At 47.2% G+C, this 20,419-nt stretch carries 20 protein-coding genes; 14 read left to right on the top strand and 6 right to left on the bottom strand.

Going from position 1 to position 20,419, the window contains the following annotated elements; all coding sequences use genetic code 11:
* Positions 1-11 precede the first annotated feature (11 nt).
* Both HRU77_07850 and HRU77_07845 read left to right on the top strand, forming a co-directional pair.
* Positions 12-320: an NAD(P) transhydrogenase subunit alpha gene (locus HRU77_07850; protein ID QOJ20615.1), complete on the top strand. Its 309-nt coding sequence runs from the start codon at positions 12-14 to the stop codon at positions 318-320.
* Complete coding sequence (locus HRU77_07845) at positions 321-1,703, top strand: NAD(P)(+) transhydrogenase (Re/Si-specific) subunit beta (protein ID QOJ20614.1); 1,383 nt, start codon at positions 321-323, stop codon at positions 1,701-1,703.
* Positions 1,704-1,789: 86 nt separating this feature from the next.
* Here the strand turns inward: HRU77_07845 and HRU77_07840 are convergent, their stop codons facing one another.
* The gene (locus HRU77_07840; protein ID QOJ20613.1) at positions 1,790-3,304 is read right to left on the bottom strand and encodes an EAL domain-containing protein; all 1,515 of its coding nucleotides are present in this window, start codon (positions 3,302-3,304) and stop codon (positions 1,790-1,792) included.
* 91 nt (positions 3,305-3,395) lie between these two features.
* Positions 3,396-4,439 (bottom strand): phosphoglycerate mutase, encoded by a 1,044-nt coding sequence (locus HRU77_07835; protein QOJ20612.1) that lies wholly within the window; start codon positions 4,437-4,439, stop codon positions 3,396-3,398.
* 257 nt (positions 4,440-4,696) lie between these two features.
* On the opposite strand from HRU77_07835, the gene icd reads away from it, so the two are divergent.
* On the top strand, positions 4,697-5,947 hold the full coding sequence (gene icd / locus HRU77_07830) for an NADP-dependent isocitrate dehydrogenase (GenBank protein QOJ20611.1): 1,251 nt from the start codon (positions 4,697-4,699) through the stop codon (positions 5,945-5,947).
* 98 nt (positions 5,948-6,045) lie between these two features.
* Here icd and HRU77_07825 read toward each other — a convergent pair whose 3' ends face one another.
* On the bottom strand, positions 6,046-6,249 hold the full coding sequence (locus tag HRU77_07825) for a cold-shock protein (GenBank protein ID QOJ20610.1): 204 nt from the start codon (positions 6,247-6,249) through the stop codon (positions 6,046-6,048).
* A 289-nt stretch (positions 6,250-6,538) separates the two neighbouring features.
* On the opposite strand from HRU77_07825, the gene clpS reads away from it, so the two are divergent.
* The 5 genes from clpS (at position 6,539) to ribD (ending at position 12,289) form a co-directional block, all read left to right on the top strand.
* Positions 6,539-6,847 (top strand): ATP-dependent Clp protease adapter ClpS, encoded by a 309-nt coding sequence (gene clpS / locus HRU77_07820; GenBank protein ID QOJ20609.1) that lies wholly within the window; start codon positions 6,539-6,541, stop codon positions 6,845-6,847.
* Position 6,848: 1 nt separating this feature from the next.
* Positions 6,849-9,104 (top strand): ATP-dependent Clp protease ATP-binding subunit ClpA, encoded by a 2,256-nt coding sequence (gene clpA, locus HRU77_07815; protein QOJ20608.1) that lies wholly within the window; start codon positions 6,849-6,851, stop codon positions 9,102-9,104.
* Between the two features lie 220 nt (positions 9,105-9,324).
* Positions 9,325-10,572 (top strand): serine hydroxymethyltransferase, encoded by a 1,248-nt coding sequence (locus tag HRU77_07810; GenBank protein QOJ20607.1) that lies wholly within the window; start codon positions 9,325-9,327, stop codon positions 10,570-10,572.
* Positions 10,573-10,637: 65 nt separating this feature from the next.
* Positions 10,638-11,120, top strand: coding sequence for a transcriptional repressor NrdR (nrdR, locus tag HRU77_07805; GenBank protein ID QOJ20606.1), 483 nt, complete (start codon positions 10,638-10,640; stop codon positions 11,118-11,120).
* A 77-nt stretch (positions 11,121-11,197) separates the two neighbouring features.
* Positions 11,198-12,289, top strand: coding sequence for a bifunctional diaminohydroxyphosphoribosylaminopyrimidine deaminase/5-amino-6-(5-phosphoribosylamino)uracil reductase RibD (gene ribD, locus HRU77_07800; protein QOJ20605.1), 1,092 nt, complete (start codon positions 11,198-11,200; stop codon positions 12,287-12,289).
* 7 nt (positions 12,290-12,296) lie between these two features.
* On the opposite strand, the gene HRU77_07795 is transcribed toward ribD, so the two are convergent.
* Both HRU77_07795 and HRU77_07790 read right to left on the bottom strand, forming a co-directional pair.
* Entirely contained in the window at positions 12,297-12,857 is a 561-nt protein-coding gene (locus HRU77_07795) for a response regulator transcription factor (protein ID QOJ20604.1), read from the bottom strand.
* A 6-nt stretch (positions 12,858-12,863) separates the two neighbouring features.
* The gene (locus tag HRU77_07790; protein ID QOJ20603.1) at positions 12,864-14,126 is read right to left on the bottom strand and encodes a HAMP domain-containing histidine kinase; all 1,263 of its coding nucleotides are present in this window, start codon (positions 14,124-14,126) and stop codon (positions 12,864-12,866) included.
* A 347-nt stretch (positions 14,127-14,473) separates the two neighbouring features.
* On the opposite strand from HRU77_07790, the gene HRU77_07785 reads away from it, so the two are divergent.
* Complete coding sequence (locus HRU77_07785; GenBank protein QOJ20602.1) at positions 14,474-15,592, top strand: 3-deoxy-7-phosphoheptulonate synthase; 1,119 nt, start codon at positions 14,474-14,476, stop codon at positions 15,590-15,592.
* Between the two features lie 76 nt (positions 15,593-15,668).
* The gene (gene ispH, locus HRU77_07780; GenBank protein ID QOJ20601.1) at positions 15,669-16,613 is read left to right on the top strand and encodes a 4-hydroxy-3-methylbut-2-enyl diphosphate reductase; all 945 of its coding nucleotides are present in this window, start codon (positions 15,669-15,671) and stop codon (positions 16,611-16,613) included.
* 129 nt (positions 16,614-16,742) lie between these two features.
* Here ispH and thiO read toward each other — a convergent pair whose 3' ends face one another.
* Positions 16,743-17,849 (bottom strand): glycine oxidase ThiO, encoded by a 1,107-nt coding sequence (gene thiO, locus HRU77_07775; protein ID QOJ20600.1) that lies wholly within the window; start codon positions 17,847-17,849, stop codon positions 16,743-16,745.
* A gap of 154 nt (positions 17,850-18,003) precedes the next feature.
* On the opposite strand from thiO, the gene HRU77_07770 reads away from it, so the two are divergent.
* From HRU77_07770 to HRU77_07755, 4 genes are read left to right on the top strand one after another with little or no spacing between them, the layout of a single operon-like run.
* Complete coding sequence (locus HRU77_07770; GenBank protein QOJ20599.1) at positions 18,004-18,540, top strand: type II transport protein GspH; 537 nt, start codon at positions 18,004-18,006, stop codon at positions 18,538-18,540.
* Positions 18,531-19,046: a type IV pilus modification protein PilV gene (pilV, locus tag HRU77_07765; protein ID QOJ20598.1), complete on the top strand. Its 516-nt coding sequence runs from the start codon at positions 18,531-18,533 to the stop codon at positions 19,044-19,046. Before HRU77_07770 ends, pilV begins: the two co-directional genes overlap by 10 nt.
* Positions 19,046-19,831 carry a PilW family protein gene (locus tag HRU77_07760; GenBank protein QOJ22102.1) on the top strand — a complete coding sequence of 262 codons (786 nt, stop codon included), beginning with the start codon at positions 19,046-19,048 and terminating at the stop codon, positions 19,829-19,831. The genes pilV and HRU77_07760 overlap by 1 nt, the downstream gene beginning before the upstream one ends.
* A complete protein-coding gene (locus HRU77_07755) occupies positions 19,828-20,400 on the top strand; it encodes a hypothetical protein (GenBank protein QOJ20597.1) in 573 nt (190 codons plus the stop codon). The genes HRU77_07760 and HRU77_07755 overlap by 4 nt, the downstream gene beginning before the upstream one ends.
* The last annotated feature ends 19 nt before the right edge of the window (positions 20,401-20,419 follow it).

Below are 20,419 nucleotides of genomic sequence, written 5' to 3'. Positions count from 1 at the left end.
AAGGAGTAATCATGATTGGTGAAGTCGATCCGGTGATTGTCAATTTAACGGTCTTCGTGCTGGCAATTTTTGTCGGCTACCATGTGGTGTGGAACGTCACACCGGCGTTGCATACCCCGCTCATGTCGGTAACCAACGCTATTTCCGGCATTATCTTGGTCGGTGCCATGCTGGCGGCCGGTCCTGCGGAAACCGACTGGGGTGTCTGGCTGGGTGCCGCAGCGGTCACACTGGCAGCGATTAATGTGTTCGGAGGGTTTCTGGTGAGTCAACGCATGCTGGAAATGTTCAAGAAAAAAGATAAAAAAGGAAATGCCTAAATGTCAGCAAATATGGTAGCACTTGCATATTTAGTCGCTTCGGTATTCTTCATACTGGCGCTGAAAGGTCTCAGCTCACCCGAGTCTGCGCGCCGCGGCAACCTGTTCGGCATGATCGGCATGGCGATTGCGGTTGCCACAACGCTGACGCTGACTCAGAACTGGATTTTGATTTTAAGTTGTATCGCCGTGGGTGGTGTGATCGGCGCCATCGTTGCACAACGCGTGCAAATGACCGCGATGCCAGAGCTGGTTGCATTCATGCACTCCTTGGTGGGGTTGGCGGCGGTTTTTATCGCGATTGCCGCAGTCAATAATCCGGTTTCGTTCGGATTGCCCGAGGTATTGCCCGCGGGTAGTAAACTGGAGCTGTTCCTTGGTACCTTTATCGGCGCCATGACATGGTCGGGTTCCGTTATCGCATTTTTGAAGTTGTCCGGCCGCATGAGCGGCACGCCGATTGTGTTTGCTGGCCAGCATGCGCTGAATTTAATTTTGGCGCTGGTGATGGTCGGTTTCGGTTTATGGTTTTTCTTCAGTGAAATTACCAACTGGAATGCGTTTATCGCCATGACCGCCATCGCTTTTGTATTGGGATTTTTGATCATCATCCCAATCGGTGGTGCGGATATGCCGGTGGTGATTTCCATGTTGAACTCGTATTCCGGGTGGGCGGCAGCCGGTATCGGCTTCTCGTTGGGCAATCCAATGCTGATCATTGCCGGATCGTTGGTCGGCAGTTCCGGTGCGATTCTCTCGTATATTATGTGTAAAGCGATGAATCGTCCGTTCTTGTCGGTGATCTTGGGCGGGTTCGGCAGCGATGGCGGTACTGCGGCAGTGGATAGCGGGGTGGTGCAGAAAACCTACCGCAGCGGCAGTGCGGATGATGCGGCGTTCTTGATGGGAAATGCCGACAGCGTGATTATCGTGCCGGGTTATGGATTGGCGGTTGCCAGAGCACAACATGCGGTTAAGGAATTAGCCGAAAAGTTGCACGAGAAAGGAGTGAATGTCCGTTTTGCCATCCATCCTGTTGCCGGGCGTATGCCGGGTCATATGAACGTGTTGCTGGCGGAAGCCGAGATTCCCTACGAGCAAGTTCAGGAAATGGAGGAGATCAACAGCGATTTCTCGAATACCGATGTGGTTTTGGTGTTGGGTGCGAATGATGTGGTGAACCCGGCAGCCAATGTTCCCGGCAGTCCAATTTACGGCATGCCGATATTGGATGCGCATAAAGCGCGTACGGTAATGGTGGTCAAACGCAGTATGGCTGTAGGCTATGCCGGGCTTGATAATGATCTGTTCTATATGGATAAAACGATGATGATATTCGGCGATGCCAAAAAGGTCGTTGAGAGTATGGTCAAAGCCTTGTGATGTAAAGAATTTAAGATCTGAAAAAAGGCGCAATTATTGAGTTAATTGCGCCTTTTTTATTTCTATTTATAGATGCGTAAAAAGTACTAACTGATAGATTCAAGATCATTGAATGGATGCGGTTTGGCAATACCGAATCCTTGCGCGAAATCCACTCCGATTTCCTGCAGCTTTGCAGTGATGTCATCCGTTTCAACCATCTCAGCAATTGTTTGGATTCCCGCTTCATGAGCGAATTGATTAATATTTTTTATTTTAACCAATTCATCTTCATCGCGAAGAATATTGCAGACGATGCCTCCATCGATTTTTACGTAATCAACTTTTATTTTATTGAGCAGACTGAATGATTCGAGGCTCTCGCTGAAACTGCACAGTGACACCAGGCATCCGAGTTCACGGACCTTGTTGGCAAACGCGCTGGTATCAGCGGAATTGGCTTCTGCATCGGCGATTTCGATTTCAAAACAAAGGCCGGAAGCAGGAGCGCCCGTTCTTTTTAATAAACCTTGAATAAAACCGGGAAAAGCCTGATCACTTAAAGTATCTTTGGCAACATTCAAATAGAATACCGGATTGGCTTTCGAGTGAGTCGATAACCACTGGACGATGTGATTAATTATCCAGCGATCCAGTTTCGGCATCATTTTGAATTGATCAACCAGCGGCAGAAACGAGCCTGGCGGCATCAGATTATTTTCTTCTTCGTGCATACGGATCAGAATCTCATAGTGCGAAGAAGAGGCGGCGGTAGGTTTGACAGGGAGGATTTTTTGGCAATATAGATTAAATTCACCACTTTCGATTGCCTGCGCAATGCGAGTTGCTGTAACGCTCGGTTTTGATGTCTGTGTGCCGGATTGAAGGGTTGCATCGTTTTTATTCTCTATTGCTCTGGATTTCTTCGCTTCCGGTTTGGGAACATTTTCTATTTTCGTATTTTTTGTAGCAGAGGCGCGGTTTTTTTCCTGTGCTCGAGGCGTGTGCAACGTATAGAAGCCGATCGCCTTTCCCTTACTATCCAGATGCGGCAGGTATTGTTCCGTGAAAAGATAAGGAAAGCCTTTGGTTGACTTAAGTACGCGTTCGTTATGGATGGTTTTTCCGGACATGATTTCTTCAATCCGGTTTTGAATGTCGGAGAAAAATTCTTCAGTGGAGAATTCTTTCAGAAACCGGCCGTCGATTTGATCCGGTTTTAATCCGAACCAGCGGCGGAATATCCGGTTGTGGTAGCGGCAGCGCAGATCGGTATTGAAATAAGCCAGCATGACCGGAATATTTTCATCGATGAACTGTGATTTTATTTTATTCTCGGCGGCGGTTTTCTCAGCCCATAACCGGTGTTTAATCTCGTTTCCTAGTCTTTCCTTGCTGATAGCGAGTTGATCGGAAAGATTCCGGGTATGTTTCTCTGCGCGTACTATCTGTATGATTGTGATCAGCATTGTGAAAATTAGCGAGAACCACAATACGGCTCGCCAATGCGGCGCGATTGCGCCGTTAAAATAAGCGTCAGCTATCAGGATGGCAGCGAGAGTCAACGCAATACAAATTGCTGAATAGGACTTAACGCTATCAAATAAAGGAGTTTTTTGCATGATAATTCCTTATTTCGGAGAGCTGAGATTCATGATGGTGATTGGGGTATGTGCGGAGATGGCGCCGTTAAAATGTTCATTTTGATTTAGGCTAGTGTTTTTCGCTGTAAACGGAAAGGGGTTTGGTAATAAGCCAGAATTTCCATAGGTTTGAACGAGTAAGCGTAAAATTTCGCGTTGAAGTTTCATCGAGTGCTGTAATCGTCAATTGATTGATTTTTCCTTGCTTAAGCGCTGTATGTAACGGAGAAAACCAGTCTTTTTCCATCGCTGTAAGTGTTTCGCGCCAGCCATAAGCATTCCTGTATTTGGCTTTTCCCCGAAGTAAATCCAATACTACAAGATGATCACCTTGCGGTTGAGTCATCAGCCATTCATCGGCGTTCGCCGGTAGCTTTGCATATTGGGTGTTACTGATCAACGTTAATGTGTGGACAAAATCATCATCACTCCATACTTGCGTATAAGGCGACCGAATCGATTGCGGCAATTTTCCGCCTCCCCACAACCAAACGCTATTAATGCTTAATTCGCCGCGCGATTCGCGCGCCAGATTGATTGGGTGTTCATGCAACAACATCTGAATTTCATTGAAGATTTTATGCCATATAATGCTATCAATACCGGATGGCAGGAAATTATTGATGTTTTTGCATGTGACCTGCCCCAGCGTATATGTCCGCATATCCGGTATTTTCGATAACCGCAGATACCACCGGTCAGGTCGTAACGGTAAGAGCATGCAATCGTAGTCAGCAAGATTATGATTTAGAGCTTGTGTCAATTCCTTAGCTTCCTCTTCAGTGATCCGGAAAGCTTGGCTATCAGCTAACATGATGTGATTCTGTTCAATGCGGAGATGGACAGGATCGGCACGTATCCAGAAATCTTTATTTGCTGTTGCTAAGTCAGGGGCATCTATGTGCAACATAATCGCTGCAATAGGCCAATCATTTTGCTGCTGCGCGATATTAAACTGCCGGCACAGCCAGATTTCCATTTCTTGTGCCGGACTGGTTGTCAAAACACTCTTTGACAACAGTGCTTCCAGGTGATGAACAGGTAATTCATGATAAATATTGATCTGTGCTGCATCAGGCCAGAACAAATTGGGTATGAGGATGTTTAAATTCATTATAGAAGAATTGCTTATGGCTATTTTAAATTTTCTGATTAGAACAGGATCGGCATTGGTGAAGGATGCAGTCTCTATTGTGTCTATCGTGGAAAGGCATCCTGTTTGTACGTATAATGCTTAGCTAGTTTAAGCCCATTCAAGAGTAAAAGGTTTTTTCTTGTAATGCGGTTGAGTGGTACGGTTGAATAGTTTTTGCAAGAAATCACCTGTTGCTTGGACTTATTATAAATTGTATTTGAATACTTGGAGATGCCATGTATCAGCATATAAAGATACCCCGTGATGGTGAAAAAATTCAGATCGGTCAAGATAATTCACTGAAAGTGCCTGATAATCCAATCATTCCATTTATCGAAGGGGATGGTATTGGTATCGATATCACTCCGGTAATGCGCAAAGTTGTAGATTCGGCGGTAGAGAAAGCATACGGAGGAAAACGTAAGATTTCTTGGGTGGAAATCTATGCGGGTGAGAAAGCCACGCAAATTTATGGATCCGATGTGTGGTTGCCGGAAGAAACTTTGCAAGCTGCAAGAGAATTTGTAGTTTCCATTAAAGGTCCGCTCACAACCCCGGTGGGGGGCGGGGTCCGCTCGATTAATGTAGCATTGCGTCAGCAGCTGGATCTATACATCTGTTTGCGGCCTGTGCGCTATTTTAGTGGTGTGCCTAGTCCGGTAAAGAATCCGGAAAAAACGGATATGATCATTTTCCGGGAAAATTCCGAAGATATTTATGCCGGCATCGAATGGGAAGCAGAATCTGAAGCTGCCAAAAAAGTAATCAATTTCTTGGTTAAAGATATGGGAGTAACGAGCATACGTTTTCCTCAAACCTCTGGTATTGGCATCAAGCCTGTTTCAAGAGAAGGCACGGAACGTTTTGTACGCAAAGCTATTCAGTACGCGATAGACAATAAGCGCCGGTCCGTGACACTGGTGCATAAGGGCAATATCATGAAATTTACAGAAGGGGCATTTAAGAAATGGAGCTATGCAGTAGCTGCCAAGGAATTTGGAGCAGAGCTGCTGGATGGCGGTCCATGGATGAAATTGCCGCCGGAAAAAGGCGGAATTATTATCAAGGATGTGATCGCGGATGCCTTTCTGCAACAAATTTTATTACGCCCGGAAGAATATGATGTGGTGGCTACTTTAAATCTGAATGGCGACTATATTTCTGACGCACTGGCTGCCCAAGTTGGGGGGATCGGTATTGCGCCAGGAGCTAATCTGAGCGACTCCGTCGCAATCTTTGAAGCAACCCATGGCACAGCACCTAAGTACGCAGGGAAAGATCAGGTCAATCCCGGTTCGATTATATTATCTGCCGAGATGATGCTGCGGCATTTAGGCTGGGTGGAAGCGGCTGATATGATGATCAAGGCGATGGAAACTACTATTCAGAATAAGACAGTCACTTATGATTTCGCACGATTAATGCCAGGCGCTAGGCAGGTTTCGTGCTCTGCTTTCGGCGACGAGATGATTAACTATTTAAGCTGAAGATAAAAAATGCCTCTTCTGTTGTAGGAAGAGGCATTTTGCCATCAGGTTAAAACCTTATTATTGTCAATAAGTCCTAAACCAGTATTTTATAAAAGTTAAGTGGATTGGATATTAGAGGCTTGTTTTCCTTTCGGTCCTTGAGTGACATCAAAACTCACTTTTTGACCTTCTTTAAGGGTTTTAAATCCAGACATATTGATTGCTGAAAAGTGCGCGAATAAATCTTCACTGCCATCATCTGGAGTAATAAAACCAAAACCTTTGGAATCGTTGAACCATTTTACTGTACCTGTTGCCATTTCTACTTCCTATATAAAAACTGGGCCGGAAACCCTAATACTATTTGAATTTCAAGACTATTGACGGATAAAACTTGTGCCGCTGAAACTTGAAGTCAAACGCCATTTGCTGTTTTACGCAAATCCAGGGTTAAAGTCAAGAGGTTACAGGGTATTTGTATACCCGAGTTAGGTAATTATCTTAAGAAACTTGAAAATTTTGTCGTAATCGTCAAATATGTCACTACTGCGATGAAGTATTTTTGTACTAATTATTATTTATAATTGGAATCAAATAGGAAAAAGAAAGATGACGGAGAGTAATTCAGAAGCCGTTATACTTGCAGAAGAGAGGGTAAAGCAAAAACCGCCTCCCCTGTATAAAATATTACTATTGAATGATGATTTTACACCGATGGAGTTTGTGATTGAGGTATTGAAGCTATTTTTTTCTATGAATCAGGAGCAAGCAACGCGAATAATGTTAAAGGTGCATACGGAGGGAGTTGGAGTGTGCGGCGTATACCCTAGTGATATTGCAAGTACAAAGGTTAAGCAAGTGGTCGAATTTGCAAGAAAGAATCAGCATCCACTAAGGTGTGTAATGGAGGAAAACTGAGATGATCGCACCCGATTTAGAAGTCAGTTTGCATATGGCGTTTGTGGAGTCCAGACAGAAGCGCTATGAATTCATTACAGTAGAGCATTTGCTGCTGGCAATGCTGGATAACGCAAGCGCTGCGGAAGTATTGAATGCCTGTTTGGTTGATATCGAAGAATTGCGATCAGTATTGCTCGACCACATTGCACGTCATACCCCGGTGATTAAAGGTAATGAAGATGTCGATACACAGCCGACATTAGGTTTTCAGCGCGTCATTCAGCGCGCCATATTGCATGTCCAGTCATCGGGAAAGAAGGAAGTGACGGGGGCTAATGTATTGGTGTCAATATTTGGTGAGAAGGATTCCCACGCTGTTTATTTTTTACATCAAAGGGGCGTGACACGTCTGGATGTGGTGAATTATATTTCACATAATATCCGAAAGATGCCGCAGGAAAATGATGCTAAACCTGGAAATGAAGGGGATGCCGAGCATGAATCGAATTCCGGCGGATTGCTCGAAAGTTACACGATAAATCTCAATCACTTGGCGCTCATTAATAAGATTGATCCATTAGTTGGTCGTGAAAAGGAAATTGAGCGTGTCATTCAGACATTGTGCAGACGGCGTAAAAATAACCCTTTATTGGTAGGCGAGGCTGGTGTGGGTAAAACGGCAATTGCGGAAGGCTTGGCAAAACGTATCGTTGAAAAGGATGTACCCGACCTCCTTTTAAAGCACCAGATTTATTCGCTTGATATGGGAGCCTTATTGGCGGGCACCAAGTATCGCGGAGATTTCGAGCAGCGTTTAAAAACGTTGCTAAAACAGCTGACTGATAATGCAAACGCTATTTTGTTCATAGACGAAATTCATACACTGATTGGCGCGGGTGCGGCTTCTGGCGGGGTATTGGATGCGTCGAATTTGCTGAAACCGGTTTTAAGTTCAGGTCAATTGCGATGTATTGGTGCTACAACTTTTAGTGAGTATCGCGGAATTTTTGAGAAAGATCATGCATTATCAAGACGGTTCCAGAAAATCGAAGTTAATGAGCCCAGTGTTGATGAAACTGTAGCCATCTTGCGCGGACTGAAATCGCGTTATGAACAGCACCACATGGTTAAATATACTGCCAGCGCGTTGGTTTCCGCTGCAGAACTTTCCGAGCGCTATATAAATGATCGGCATTTGCCGGACAAAGCCATCGACGTGCTTGATGAAGCAGGCGCGGCTCAGCGCTTGTTGCCGAAATCGAAGAAACGCAAGATCATTGGTAAAAGTGAAATAGAAACTGTGGTAGCGAAGATTGCGCGAATTCCACCGCAAAATATCTCGACAAACGATCGCAATCGATTGAAAACATTGGGGCGTGATATGAAAGCAGTTGTTTTTGGGCAAGATAATGCCATTAATGCATTGACAGCCGCGATCAAAATGGCACGAAGCGGATTAGGCAATCCGCGGAAACCGGTGGGCTCTTTCCTTTTTTCGGGGCCAACCGGTGTTGGGAAAACCGAAGTCGCGCGACAACTAGCCTATGCCCTGGGTATTCATTTGCATCGCTTTGATATGTCCGAATACATGGAACGTCACGCAGTGTCTCGCTTAATCGGCGCTCCGCCAGGGTATGTCGGATACGATCAGGGTGGGTTGTTGACAGAAGCTGTAATCAAGCACCCTTATTCGGTTTTATTATTAGATGAAATCGAGAAAGCGCATACCGATATTTTCAACATCCTGTTGCAAGTCATGGATTATGGCACATTGACGGATAATAATGGCCGGAAAGCGGACTTCCGCAATGTCATCATCATTATGACTACGAATGCAGGTGCCGAATCCTTGACGAAGTCTTCAATCGGATTCACTCAAGTGAAATCATCAGGCGATGAGCTGGCCGATATCAAAAAACTTTTTACACCGGAGTTTCGCAACCGGCTTGATGCCATTATTTCGTTCGCTCCGCTCGATCAAGACATTATTTTGCAGGTGACCGATAAATTCTTAATCCAACTGGAAACTCAGTTGCACGAGAAGAAAGTGGAGGCAAGCTTTACGGAAAAACTTCGTAAGTATCTTGCGAAACATGGTTTCGATCCTCTTATGGGGGCTCGCCCAATGGAGCGGCTTATTCAAGATACCATCCGTAGCGCATTGGCGGATGAATTGCTGTTTGGACAATTGGTCAATGGTGGTAAGGTAACCGTTGATATTGATGATAATGATAAAGTACTCCTGGTTTTTGAAGAAGAAGCTGTGATCATTTGATTAATAAACTCTCATTCTGCGATAGAGTGAACAGTTTCCTAAAACATCCAATACGAATCACCTGCAAGTAAAGCAAGTAAAATAAGGGAGGCTCGATAAAAATAGAGCTTCCCTTATTTTTTACTCCATTAACTTGAGATCACCTATCAGCGTTTCTTCAGGTAATGGTAATATACAAATTTTCTCGGTTCTCAAAAAATTTCAAAGGATTGGTATCACCATGTTTTCGCAGAAGCATACAATAGAAAATGTCGACCCAGAATTATGGCAGGCGATTAAAGGCGAGATGCAGCGCCAAGAGGAATATATTGAACTGATTGCATCGGAGAACTACGCAAGTCCTGCGGTCATGCAGGCTCAAGGCTCGGTTCTAACCAACAAATACGCGGAGGGTTATCCGTTCAAACGCTATTACGGCGGCTGTATGTTCGCGGATCAGGTTGAGCAGCTAGCGATCGACCGCTTAAAAGCGCTTTTCGGTGCTGAATATGTCAACGTGCAACCGCATTCCGGTTCGCAAGCCAATGCGGCCGTCTATCTATCGGTGTTAAAGCCGGGTGACACGCTGCTGGGCATGTCGCTAGCGCATGGAGGCCATTTGACACACGGTTCCAGCGTGAGCATGAGTGGAAAGATTTTTAATTCCATTTCGTATGGCTTGCACCCGGAAACTGAAATTCTGGATTATGACGAAGTGGAGCGATTGGCGCATGAGCACAAACCGAAAATGATTGTTGCAGGTGCTTCGTCTTATGCGCGAGTCATTGATTGGAAGCGTTTCCGCAAAATTGCCGATGCGGTGGGTGCCTACTTGTTCGTCGACATGGCGCATTATGCCGGATTGGTGGCCGCCGGTTTTTATCCTAACCCGGTTGGTATCGCAGATTTTGTAACGAGCACGACGCATAAAACCCTGCGCGGTCCGCGCGGCGGTATTATCATGGCTAAGCCGGAACATGAGAAGACGCTGAACTCCGCCATTTTTCCGCAAACCCAGGGCGGTCCTCTGATGCATGTCATTGCTGCAAAAGCGGTGGCGTTTAAGGAAGCGGCCAGTAAGGAGTTCAAGGATTATCAGGAGCAAGTCATCGAGAATGCGCGCGTCATGGCGAAAGTGCTGACCAATCGCGGTTTGCGTATTGTTTCCGGACAGACGGACTGTCACATGTTTCTGGTTGATCTGCGGGCGATGAATCTGACCGGTAAGCAAGCGGAAGCATCGCTGGAACATGCGCATATCACGGTTAACAAAAACGCGATTCCGAACGATCCGCAGAAACCGTTCGTAACCAGCGGCATTCGTGTCGGTTCACCGGCGATAACCACGAGAGGTTTCAAAGAGCTGGAAGCAGAGCATTTGGCTAATTTGATCGCCGATGTCTTGGCGGCGCCGGAAGACGCAGCAGTTTTGTCCCGTGTGGCTGACGAGGCGAAAAAACTGTGCACGAAATTTCCGGTTTATGGATAAACCGCATTGGCCTGAACAGAATGAATAACCGTCTGTTCAGGTTGTTAATGTGCGTTTAGCTGTATATGAAATGTCCTTTTTGTAATGCAGATGACACCAATGTCATTGATTCACGCGTCAGCGAAGACGGCCACAAGATTCGCCGCCGCCGCCGTTGTTCTGCTTGCGATAAGCGTTTTACGACATACGAAACGGTCGAATTACGTTTGCCGCAAGTGGTAAAGCACGACGGCAGCCGTACGGAATTTGACCGAAATAAATTGTTGACAGGTTTCAAACGGGCGCTGCATAAGCGCCCCGTTCCTACCAGTTATGTCGATGCCGCGATTGACCGGATTGTGCAAAAATTTTTAGCCATGGGCGAGCGCGAGGTAACTTCGCGCAGCATTGGTGAGAGTGTGATGGAAGAGCTTTATAAACTCGATAAGGTTGCCTACATCCGTTTTGCATCGGTTTATAAAAGCTTCCAGGATGTGGATGATTTTCGTGATGCGATCAAGGAAGTGCAAAAACCGCATCAGCCATTGCCATCCAAGAAAGTGTCCTGAAGCAATCAGATGATCATCGGCGCGCGCTCTTCTGTCAGCGCTATCAACCCAATCATTCCGTAGCAATAACAGCCTGGATGTTTTCCGCTGCCGATCACGCATTCATGTCACACGCCCTGCAGTTGGCCGAGAAAGGACTTTATAGTACAGCACCCAATCCGCGCGTCGGCTGTGTAATCGTCCGCGATGAGCAGATTGTGGGCAGCGGCTGGCACGAGAAAACCGGGCAGCCGCATGCGGAAATTAATGCCTTGGTTGCTGCGGGAGCGGCAGTGCGCGGTGCGACGGCATATGTCACATTGGAGCCCTGCAGTCATCATGGGCGCACACCGCCTTGCGCCGATGCGTTGATCGCGGCAGGTATCGCGCGGGTTGTGGTTGCGATGGAAGATCCCAATCCGCTGGTGTCGGGGCGCGGATGTGCCTTACTGCAACAGGCGGGTATCAGTGTTCAGACCGGATTGTTGCAAGCCGAGGCGCGTACGCTGAATGCCGGTTTTATCTCCCGCATGACGCGCACGAAGCCTTGGGTGCGGCTAAAAATAGCGGCAAGCCTGGATGGCAAGACCGCGTTGAACAACGGCGCCAGTCAATGGATTACCGGTGAGGCCGCGCGGCAGGATGGGCATCGCTGGCGTGCGCGTTCATGCGCTGTCATGACCGGTATCGGCACAGTAGAATTCGATAATCCGCAATTAACCGTCCGCTACGTCAAAACAGATCGCCAGCCGAAGAAAATCGTCGTGGATAGCCGTCTGGCAATTCCATTGGATTCACGCTTGCTGCAAAATGGCGAAGAAACGTATATTTTTACCGCTCAAACTGGGGATCCGGAAAAAAAAGCTGCGCTTAGTCAACTGAATGCCCAAGTGATGGTTTTACCCAATATCAGTGGTGCAGTCGATCTGCAAAAAATGATGACAACACTGGCTGATTTGGAGATCAATGAGGTGCTGGTGGAAGCTGGGGGCAGGCTCAATGGCGCTTTGGTTGAAGCCGGGTTGGTGGATGAATTGATTATCTATCTTGCACCGCATGTGATCGGCGATGATGCGCTCGGTATGATTAAGCTGCCGGAATTGAGGTGCCTTGAACAAAAGAAAAAACTCGATATTCAGGATATACGCATGATCGGTCAGGATATCCGGATAATTGCGAAATTTTTATAGCGCTTTTTTATTCACGCAACGGCCGTTTGGCAAGTTTACGCTGCAATGTGCGGCGGTGCATATTCAATATCCGGGCGGTAACCGAAATGTTATTGTCGTTTTCGGTGAGGATGCGCTGGATGTACTCCCATTCCAATCGCCCCACCGATAAGGGATGTGCGCTGATCGGGATACTCGCTTCTCCTACCGTGCGTTCAAAAGCAGCCATGATCTCATCGGCGTCGACGGGTTTGGCGAGATAATGCGTAGCACCGAGTTTGATCGCTTCCACCGCAGTGGCGATGCTGGCATAACCAGTCAGCATCACAATCCGGGTTCCCGGATCCAGATTTCTTAATTTCTCAACCAAGACCAAACCGGATTCACTGGATAATTTCAGATCGACAATCGCATACTCGGGGGTTGAGGTTTCAGCCAGGTTCAACGCATCGTCGATCGTATGCGCGCAGGCGATGCTAAAGCCGCGCTTGGTGAGCGCTTTTGACAATACCTCGCAAAAAACCACATCATCATCGACAATCAGTAAACTAGGATGTTCGCTATCGTCAGTTAATGAGGATTCAGCCATTCTCTTCTATCCTATCAGCGGTAAAATCACCTGGGTGCAAGCGCCGCCATTTTCAAGATTAAACAAGCGAACACTGCCGCCAAATCGCTCAATGTTGGCATTGGCGAGGAACAAACCGATACCGAAGCCCTGCCCCGGCGCTTTAGTGGAAAAGAAAGCTTCACCGGCGCGCTGCATGACTTCGGCGGATAAACCCTTGCCGTCATCGATAATTTCAAGCTTAAGTTCCAGATTTTTGTCCCAATGGCTTTTGATTTCAATGCACTTGGAAGATGCATCTGCAGCGTTGTTCAGCAAGTTCAAAAGGGATTGGCTTAATAATTGATTATCCATAATTCTGGGTGCAGGCTGCTCACCTGTGCATTGATACGTAAATTTGACCGATGGGCGTATCAGCTTCCATTTATCGAGAACCTGCGACAGAAATATATCGACGGGTAATTCATTACCATGCTCAGCTCTGGCTTGTCCCGCCTTTGCGAGTAATTGCGTCAAGGTTTGTTTACAGTGCGCTATTTGATCGCGAAGGATGTGGACATTATTTTGGAATTCCTTATCCTGCGTGTATTCTTGCTGCAACTCCCCTGCGACAACCGCCATGGTTGAGAGCGGTGTGCCGAGTTCATGCGCAGCGCCGGCGGCCAATGTGCCCAGCGCAATAATTTGTTCGTTGCGTAACGCGTGTTCCCGGGCTTTCGCCAGATCTTGGTCGCGCTCACGAATGGATGAACTCATTTTTACGACGAACCACGCGATGATGACGGTGCTTAATACAAAGGCTAACCACATCCCGGATACATGCAATGCAAACTCAACCAGATGTTTGTTGTGGTCGTGCGGTAACGGCACGTAATTGAACAGTAATAAGGTATAGCAGGCGATGGTGATGATGGCCATAATCCAGGTATAGCGCCACGGCAGTGTAGCGGCGGCTATTGTCATGGGTAACAAAAAGAATGAAATAAATGGATTCGTTGAGCCACCGCTGAAATACAGTAATGTGCTGAGCGCCAAGACATCGATCAGCAGTTGCAGAAAAAATTCCAAATGAGATACCGGCCAATTACGATGCAGCCGGATCCATGTCAACAAATTTAACAACGCAAGCACGGCGACAACGGTGATCATTTGCGCCCAGGGAATGACGATATCGATGGTCCAGTGCACTAATGCAAAGGTCAGGCACTGGGCGGCGATAGCGATATTCCGCAATAGAAACAAACGCTGCAGATTTTTGCTGAGCGGGGATTGACTGAGGTCACTGAACATTTAGGATGGTGTTGCTTTGACTGCCTGCAAAGTTGCTAACATTAGCTTAAATTTTACAGTATGGCTATGCGACAAATTGTCTCATGCGGAGTTTGCCAAGATTGCGCGGAAAAATGGAGCGTATTTTAGGGAGTCAGATAGGCGAGGGAGTGAGTGCCGCGCAACGAAGCGATTCGCTCGTGCAGTCAATTAATCAGCGCTTCCTTAGTTTTGCCGCAGTCGGCATGATAAAAACTATAGCAATAGGAACATGCCGGGGTCATGGTAAGCAGCGGTATTTTCGGTTAGAATCGTGAGCCGGTTTTATCGTCTGCCGGAAGTCGGTACCATCTTATTGAAATTATTTTATGATTCTAATCCTTACTCCGAATACCCGGTACGATAGTCCGGAATATAAACAGTTGATGGCGCATATTGCCAACTTTCCTGGGATATCGGCACGCGTTCATGCTGAAGCTGGCACTGAACAAACATTAACAGAAATCTACCTGATCGGTAATACCAAGGTACTGTCAGCTGAGGAAGTTAGTTCTCTTCCTTGTGTTGATCGCGTAGTCAGAGTTTCCGAGGAATATCGGGTTTTGGGGCGGCACAAAAATGATGACCGACCAACCCATTTCGACTATAACGGTGTCCGTTTTGGCCAGGATTCACTGAATGTATTTGCCGGATTGTGTGCGGTCGATACCATCGAGCACGTTGAGACTATGATGAAAACATTGCGCGAGTACGGACAAGTTTGTACGCGCATGGGGGCATACAAACCACGTACCAGTCCCTATTCATTCCAAGGTCATGGGAAAACTTGCTTACCCTATGTTTTCGATCTGGCGGGAAAATACGGGATAAAAGTGATCGCCATGGAGATTACGCACGAATCGCATTTGGAAGAGATACGCAACGCGCTATACCAAACCGGAAATGCAACCGGAGTCATGCTGCAGATTGGAACCAGAAACACACAAAATTTTGAGTTGTTGAAAATCGTCGGTCGGCAGCAAAATTTCCCGGTTTTGATTAAGCGGGGTTTTGGCATTACTTTGGATGAATCATTAAATGCGGCGGAATACTTGGCCTCGGAAGGAAATCGCAAAGTGGTGTTCGGTTTGCGCGGCATGAAAACTAATATGGGAGATCCGCATCGCAATTTTGTCGATTTTTCGCATGTTCCTGTGGTCAAACGGCTGACGCGCATGCCGGTTTGTATCGATCCGTCTCATTCGGTGGGTACCCGTGCCGGTTCACCCGATGGTATCTTGGATATTATGCATGTCACGGCGCAAGGTATCGTTGCAGGCGCTAATATGGTGCTGGTCGATTTTCATCCGGTGCCAAGCAAGGCGTTGGTTGATGGTCCGCAAGCGTTGCTGCTGAAAGAATTACCGCAATTTCTGGAAGACATCCAAATTGCCCGGGAAGCGTATGAAAAACGCGTTGCATTGAGCCGGCGTTATCAAGAAGTATGAAAAATTAATTTTAGTACCCTAAACTTGTATCGATGAGTAAGTTTAGATTGCCTGTCCATTGTTGGAGGATAAATAAATGATCAAAGTATTACTTTCGAACCCGCGGGGGTTCTGTGCCGGCGTGGACCGTGCGATTGAAATCGTTGAACGCGCGTTAACCATGCATGGCGCGCCGATTTATGTACGCCATGAAGTGGTGCATAACCGCTTCGTGGTCGAGAACCTCGAGAAAAAAGGGGCCGTATTTGTCGAGAATCTGGATGAAGTGCCGCAAGACAGCATTCTGATTTTCAGTGCGCACGGTGTGTCGCATGCGGTAAGACGAGAAGCGGCTGAGCGGAAATTAAAAGTATTTGACGCCACTTGCCCGCTGGTTACCAAAGTGCATGTCGAAGTAGCCAAAATGCGCAAAGAAGGTAAGGAAATTATCATGATCGGCCACCAAGGACATCCGGAGGTTGAAGGCACGATGGGGCAAATTGAAGGTGCCGACAACGGCATGTATTTGGTCGAGACCGAAATGGATGTCGATACCTTGAAAGTTAAGGATGAAAGCAATCTGGCATATGTAACGCAGACAACATTGTCGGTCGATGATGCTGCGCGCATTGTGGATGCTTTGAAGAGAAGGTTCCCGCAGATTATCGGCCCTAAGAAAGACGATATTTGCTACGCCACGCAAAATCGTCAGGATGCCGTTAAGAAAATGGTGAATCAATGTGATCTGGTCATCGTTGTCGGTTCTCCCAACAGCTCGAATTCCAACCGGCTCTGTGAAGTGGCGAGAAATGCCGATGTCGAAGCATATATGGTGGATCGTGCCGAGCAATTACAGGAGTCGTGGTTTGTCGGGAAGAAAAATATCGGTATAACAGCCGGCGCCTCCGCTCCGGAGATACTGGTGCAACAAGTGATTGCCCGTCTTAAACAAATCGGCGCCGAGCAAATTGGTGAGGATGTGACAATTGAAGAGTTGAGCGGGGTTGTGGAGTCGGTTGTATTTCCGTTGCCCAAAGCTTAGAAGCGGTAAAAAAGTAGCGAGGGCGGGCGGAATCAGACGAGAAGGCGCGGTTTACGGGTGGGCTTTTCAGCCTGATTTCGATGTCGCACGGCCGAGTGCAGTAGTTTCTCAGTATTTCCTTATAGTCAATCAGTGCCTACTCCATCCCGCTTGGTAGGGGGTGGTATCAAATGGTTGCGATGCGCCGGTGATTTCATTTATCAGGATCTCGGCACTGGCGGGAGCCATTGTGACGCCATAACGAAAGTGGCCGCTGTTGATCAGTAAATTACGAATATCGGGATGCCGCCCAATCGTTGGAATATTTTCCGGCGTAGCTGGACGTAATCCTGACCAGTGCTGCTTAAGCGGCATTCCTCGTAGCGCTGGCAAAATGGCTTGAGCGTGCTGCAATAGTAAATCTCGAGCGGCTGCCGTTGTTTGTTTATCAAACCCGGTGTCTTCCAAAGTACTGCCGATGAGTAGATGCCCATCACGGCGCGGGATGAGATAGATATCATTTTGCACGACAATGGATCGTATTGGCGGCGTGTCAAATTTAAACAGTAGCATTTGCCCTTTGACCGGTCTGATGTTCAGCCCGGACGCATGGATTCCCAACATTTCTTTACTCCATGCGCCAGCACAAACAATATAGCAGTCGGCGACATATTCACCGTGTGCTGAATCAACCGCTTGTATTTGTCGATGTGCAGTTTTGAGGCGATTAACGGCACACTTCTCAATGATTTTCCCTCCCAGTAATTCAACACGGTTGCGCAGCGCACGTAAGAGTCTTGGATTGCGGATCTGAGCAACATCCGGCAGAAATAAGACGTTATCTTGAGGCTTCGGTGCATAAATTTCGGCATTGTGATTGGTTGAGCGAATATCGCAAGCTGAGTGTTGTTCCATGTTAATTCCTTGTCCCGAACACCATAGCCGCGCGGTTTCTCCATCAAATGGCGGCAATATGAGCATACCGGATACTTCGTACTCGGGATCGATTCCGGTTGTTCGGTGTAGAACTGAAACCCAGGCTGGAAATTGCCGCGCACTGTAGCGGGTAAGCCGCGTGACCGCATCGGAATAATTCCAGGGAAAAAGTGGAGACAGGATGCCGCCACCCGCCCAAGATGCCTCTTTCCCGGCTTTATTGCGCTCCAGGATTGTCACTTTAGCGCCGTGAATTAAAAGACATTCCGCGGTTGCAAGCCCTATGATGCCCGCGCCAATGATAACTACATCTTGTTTCATGCAGATTGTGTAATAACGCTTTGTACTGAATTAATAAATTGTGTGAAACATAGGATTGTCCTCGAAAAGCTAAAGTTTGTCTAAGTTATGGCCGCTAAAATTTGGCCAGTAGTTGGTTGTGCATGAGCTTATAAATTTGGCACGGAATATTCAAATGAGAGAAAGACAGTTGATCGGCCAGCGATACCAAAATGGTTTTACTTTGATCGAGCTGCTCGTCACATTGAGTGTGGCCAGTATTCTGCTTTCGGTAGCTGCGCCAAGCTACCGTACGTTTGTTCAAGACAATTTACTGGTGACGCAAAGTAGCAGTTTTTATTCCACCCTGGCTTTGGCGAAAAGTGAAGCCATTCGACGCAGTAGTTTTGTTACGGTTTGTCCAAGCACGAATGGCACCAGTTGCACCGGAGGGGTAGTCTGGTCGAACGGTTGGTTGGTTTTTTCTGATCGCAACAACAATGGTGTGGTTGAAGCAGGCGAAGAGATTTTACAGGTTGGTGTCGCTTTCTCTGGCGGGAATTCCTTTTCGGGAGCTAGGGCAAGAGTCACTTTTACCGCGAATGGTTTCTCAATGGCATCCAACGATACTTTTACATTGTGTGACAGCCGGGGAGCTGCATATTCCAAAGCTATTATCTTAAATAATCAAGGGCGTTTCCGTATCGAGACGGGGGCTGGAACATGCGGATAAGTAGAAAATTCTCAATGAAAAGGCAACCTAAAGCCTCAATGCAAGGTTTTAGTTTGATCGAGGTGCTCGTTACGATTTTGATCGTGTCTTTTGGTTTGTTGAGTATGGCGGCACTGATTGTATCGGGGGCGCGCGGCAATAATGTCGCGTACTACCGTTCGATAGCCAGCAAACAAACAGAGGATATCGCCGATCGTATGCGCGCAAATATCGCTGGTGTAGTGGCAGGTTCGTATGATGTACTTTTGGCCAGTATTCCAAGTAGTTCGGATTGTATGGCTAGTGCATGCAGTCCAACACAAATGGCCGCTTATGATCATGCGCAATGGAACACAGCAAATGCACGGTTACTTCCGGGCGGAGTCGGGACAGTCAATGGAAACTTAGCAGCCGGATTCTCAATTATCTTGATGTGGACAGAGAAGGAAATGAACGGTGAAGCTGACCCTAATTGCCCTGGAGGGGAAGTGAATACGCGATGTTTTGTTACAAGAATTGCTCCATGATGATCACTTCGTCAATCAGCTCGAATAGGCTTAAGATTAAAAGACGGAGTGAAGTGCATGGTTTTACTCTGGTTGAATTGATGGTTGGCATGACCATAGGTTTGGTGTTGCTGCTCGTTATCGGCAGCGTTTTTGTCAGCAGCCGGCAGGTTTCCCGTGAGCAGGAAGATAACGCGCGAGTACAAGAGAACGGGCGTTTTGCATTGGAAATTATCGGACGGAGTATTAAACAAGCCGGGCATGTTGAAATGCCATTTGCCGGTTTAAAAGTAGAATTCACCGGTAATGCCATTAGCGGTACCAATGGTGGCACGGGTGTGGCTGACACTCTGACCATTCAGCATGAAGGTGCAATAGGAGACAGTGACTGTGAAGGAACTGGCGTGACTGTTGCGGGCAGGATTATTCAGAATCATTTCAACATTGATGCCGCTAGTGCGGAATTACAATGTGATGGCCAGATTTCGGATACTCCGACCGTGCCGGGAGCGCCGCCACTCGGTCAAGTATTATTAAGCAACGTAGAAGATTTACAGGTTCTTTACGGAGTGGACATCGACGGTGATCAATCGGTTGACCGCTATATCGAATCGCCGGTTGATTGGGAACAAGTTGTTACTGCACGTGTTTGTGTTCTGATTCGCTCGGAAAAAACGAATGTCGTTTCTGCCGGCAATTACCTCGATTGCAGTGGAACTTCGACCGCAATTCCATCTGATAGGCGGCTAAGAAGAGCTTTTACCGCAACCTTTAATTTACGCAATCGTATTAATGGCACGCCATGAATAGAAACTTACATCTTCATCAGCGGCAGAACGGAGCGGTATTTGTAACAGGCTTAATTTTTTTGCTGGTTTTGTCTCTCCTGGGAATAACAGCTGCAAAAATGGCGACAATAGAGGAACGGATGTCCGCCAATATACGGGATCGCATGCTTGCGACCCAAGCGGCTGAAATGGCGCTGCGCTATGCCGAACATCATATTCGGGATAATGATCCTTCCACGAACTCACCCAGATCAATCGAGGGAATGAGTGAGTTCGACACAAACTGCACCGACGGATTTTGTTATTACGGCTCCGGTATCGATGCGCCGACCGTACCTTCATGGACAACGTATTGTAGTCCGGCTTGCCCTATCAGTTATGTTGCCGGCAATACTTTCAGAGTTAATGGCGTTGCGTATACGGCACCCGCCTTGCCGGCTGGTGTGCCTGCGCCCACTTATTTGATCGAGGGGATTCAAAAAACTCCGCCAGGTAACTTTTTGAGATATTACTACCGTATCACGGTTCGAGCTCAAGGAGCCAAGCAAGGCACTGTCGTGTGGTTACAAGAAGTTTTTAGGCCATAAGTATTAACTGCAGGGGTAT

The organism is Gammaproteobacteria bacterium (assembly GCA_015709615.1).
Taxonomy (GTDB): Bacteria; Pseudomonadota; Gammaproteobacteria; order Burkholderiales; family Nitrosomonadaceae; genus Nitrosomonas.
This window is presented reverse-complemented; position numbering and strand designations above follow the sequence as displayed.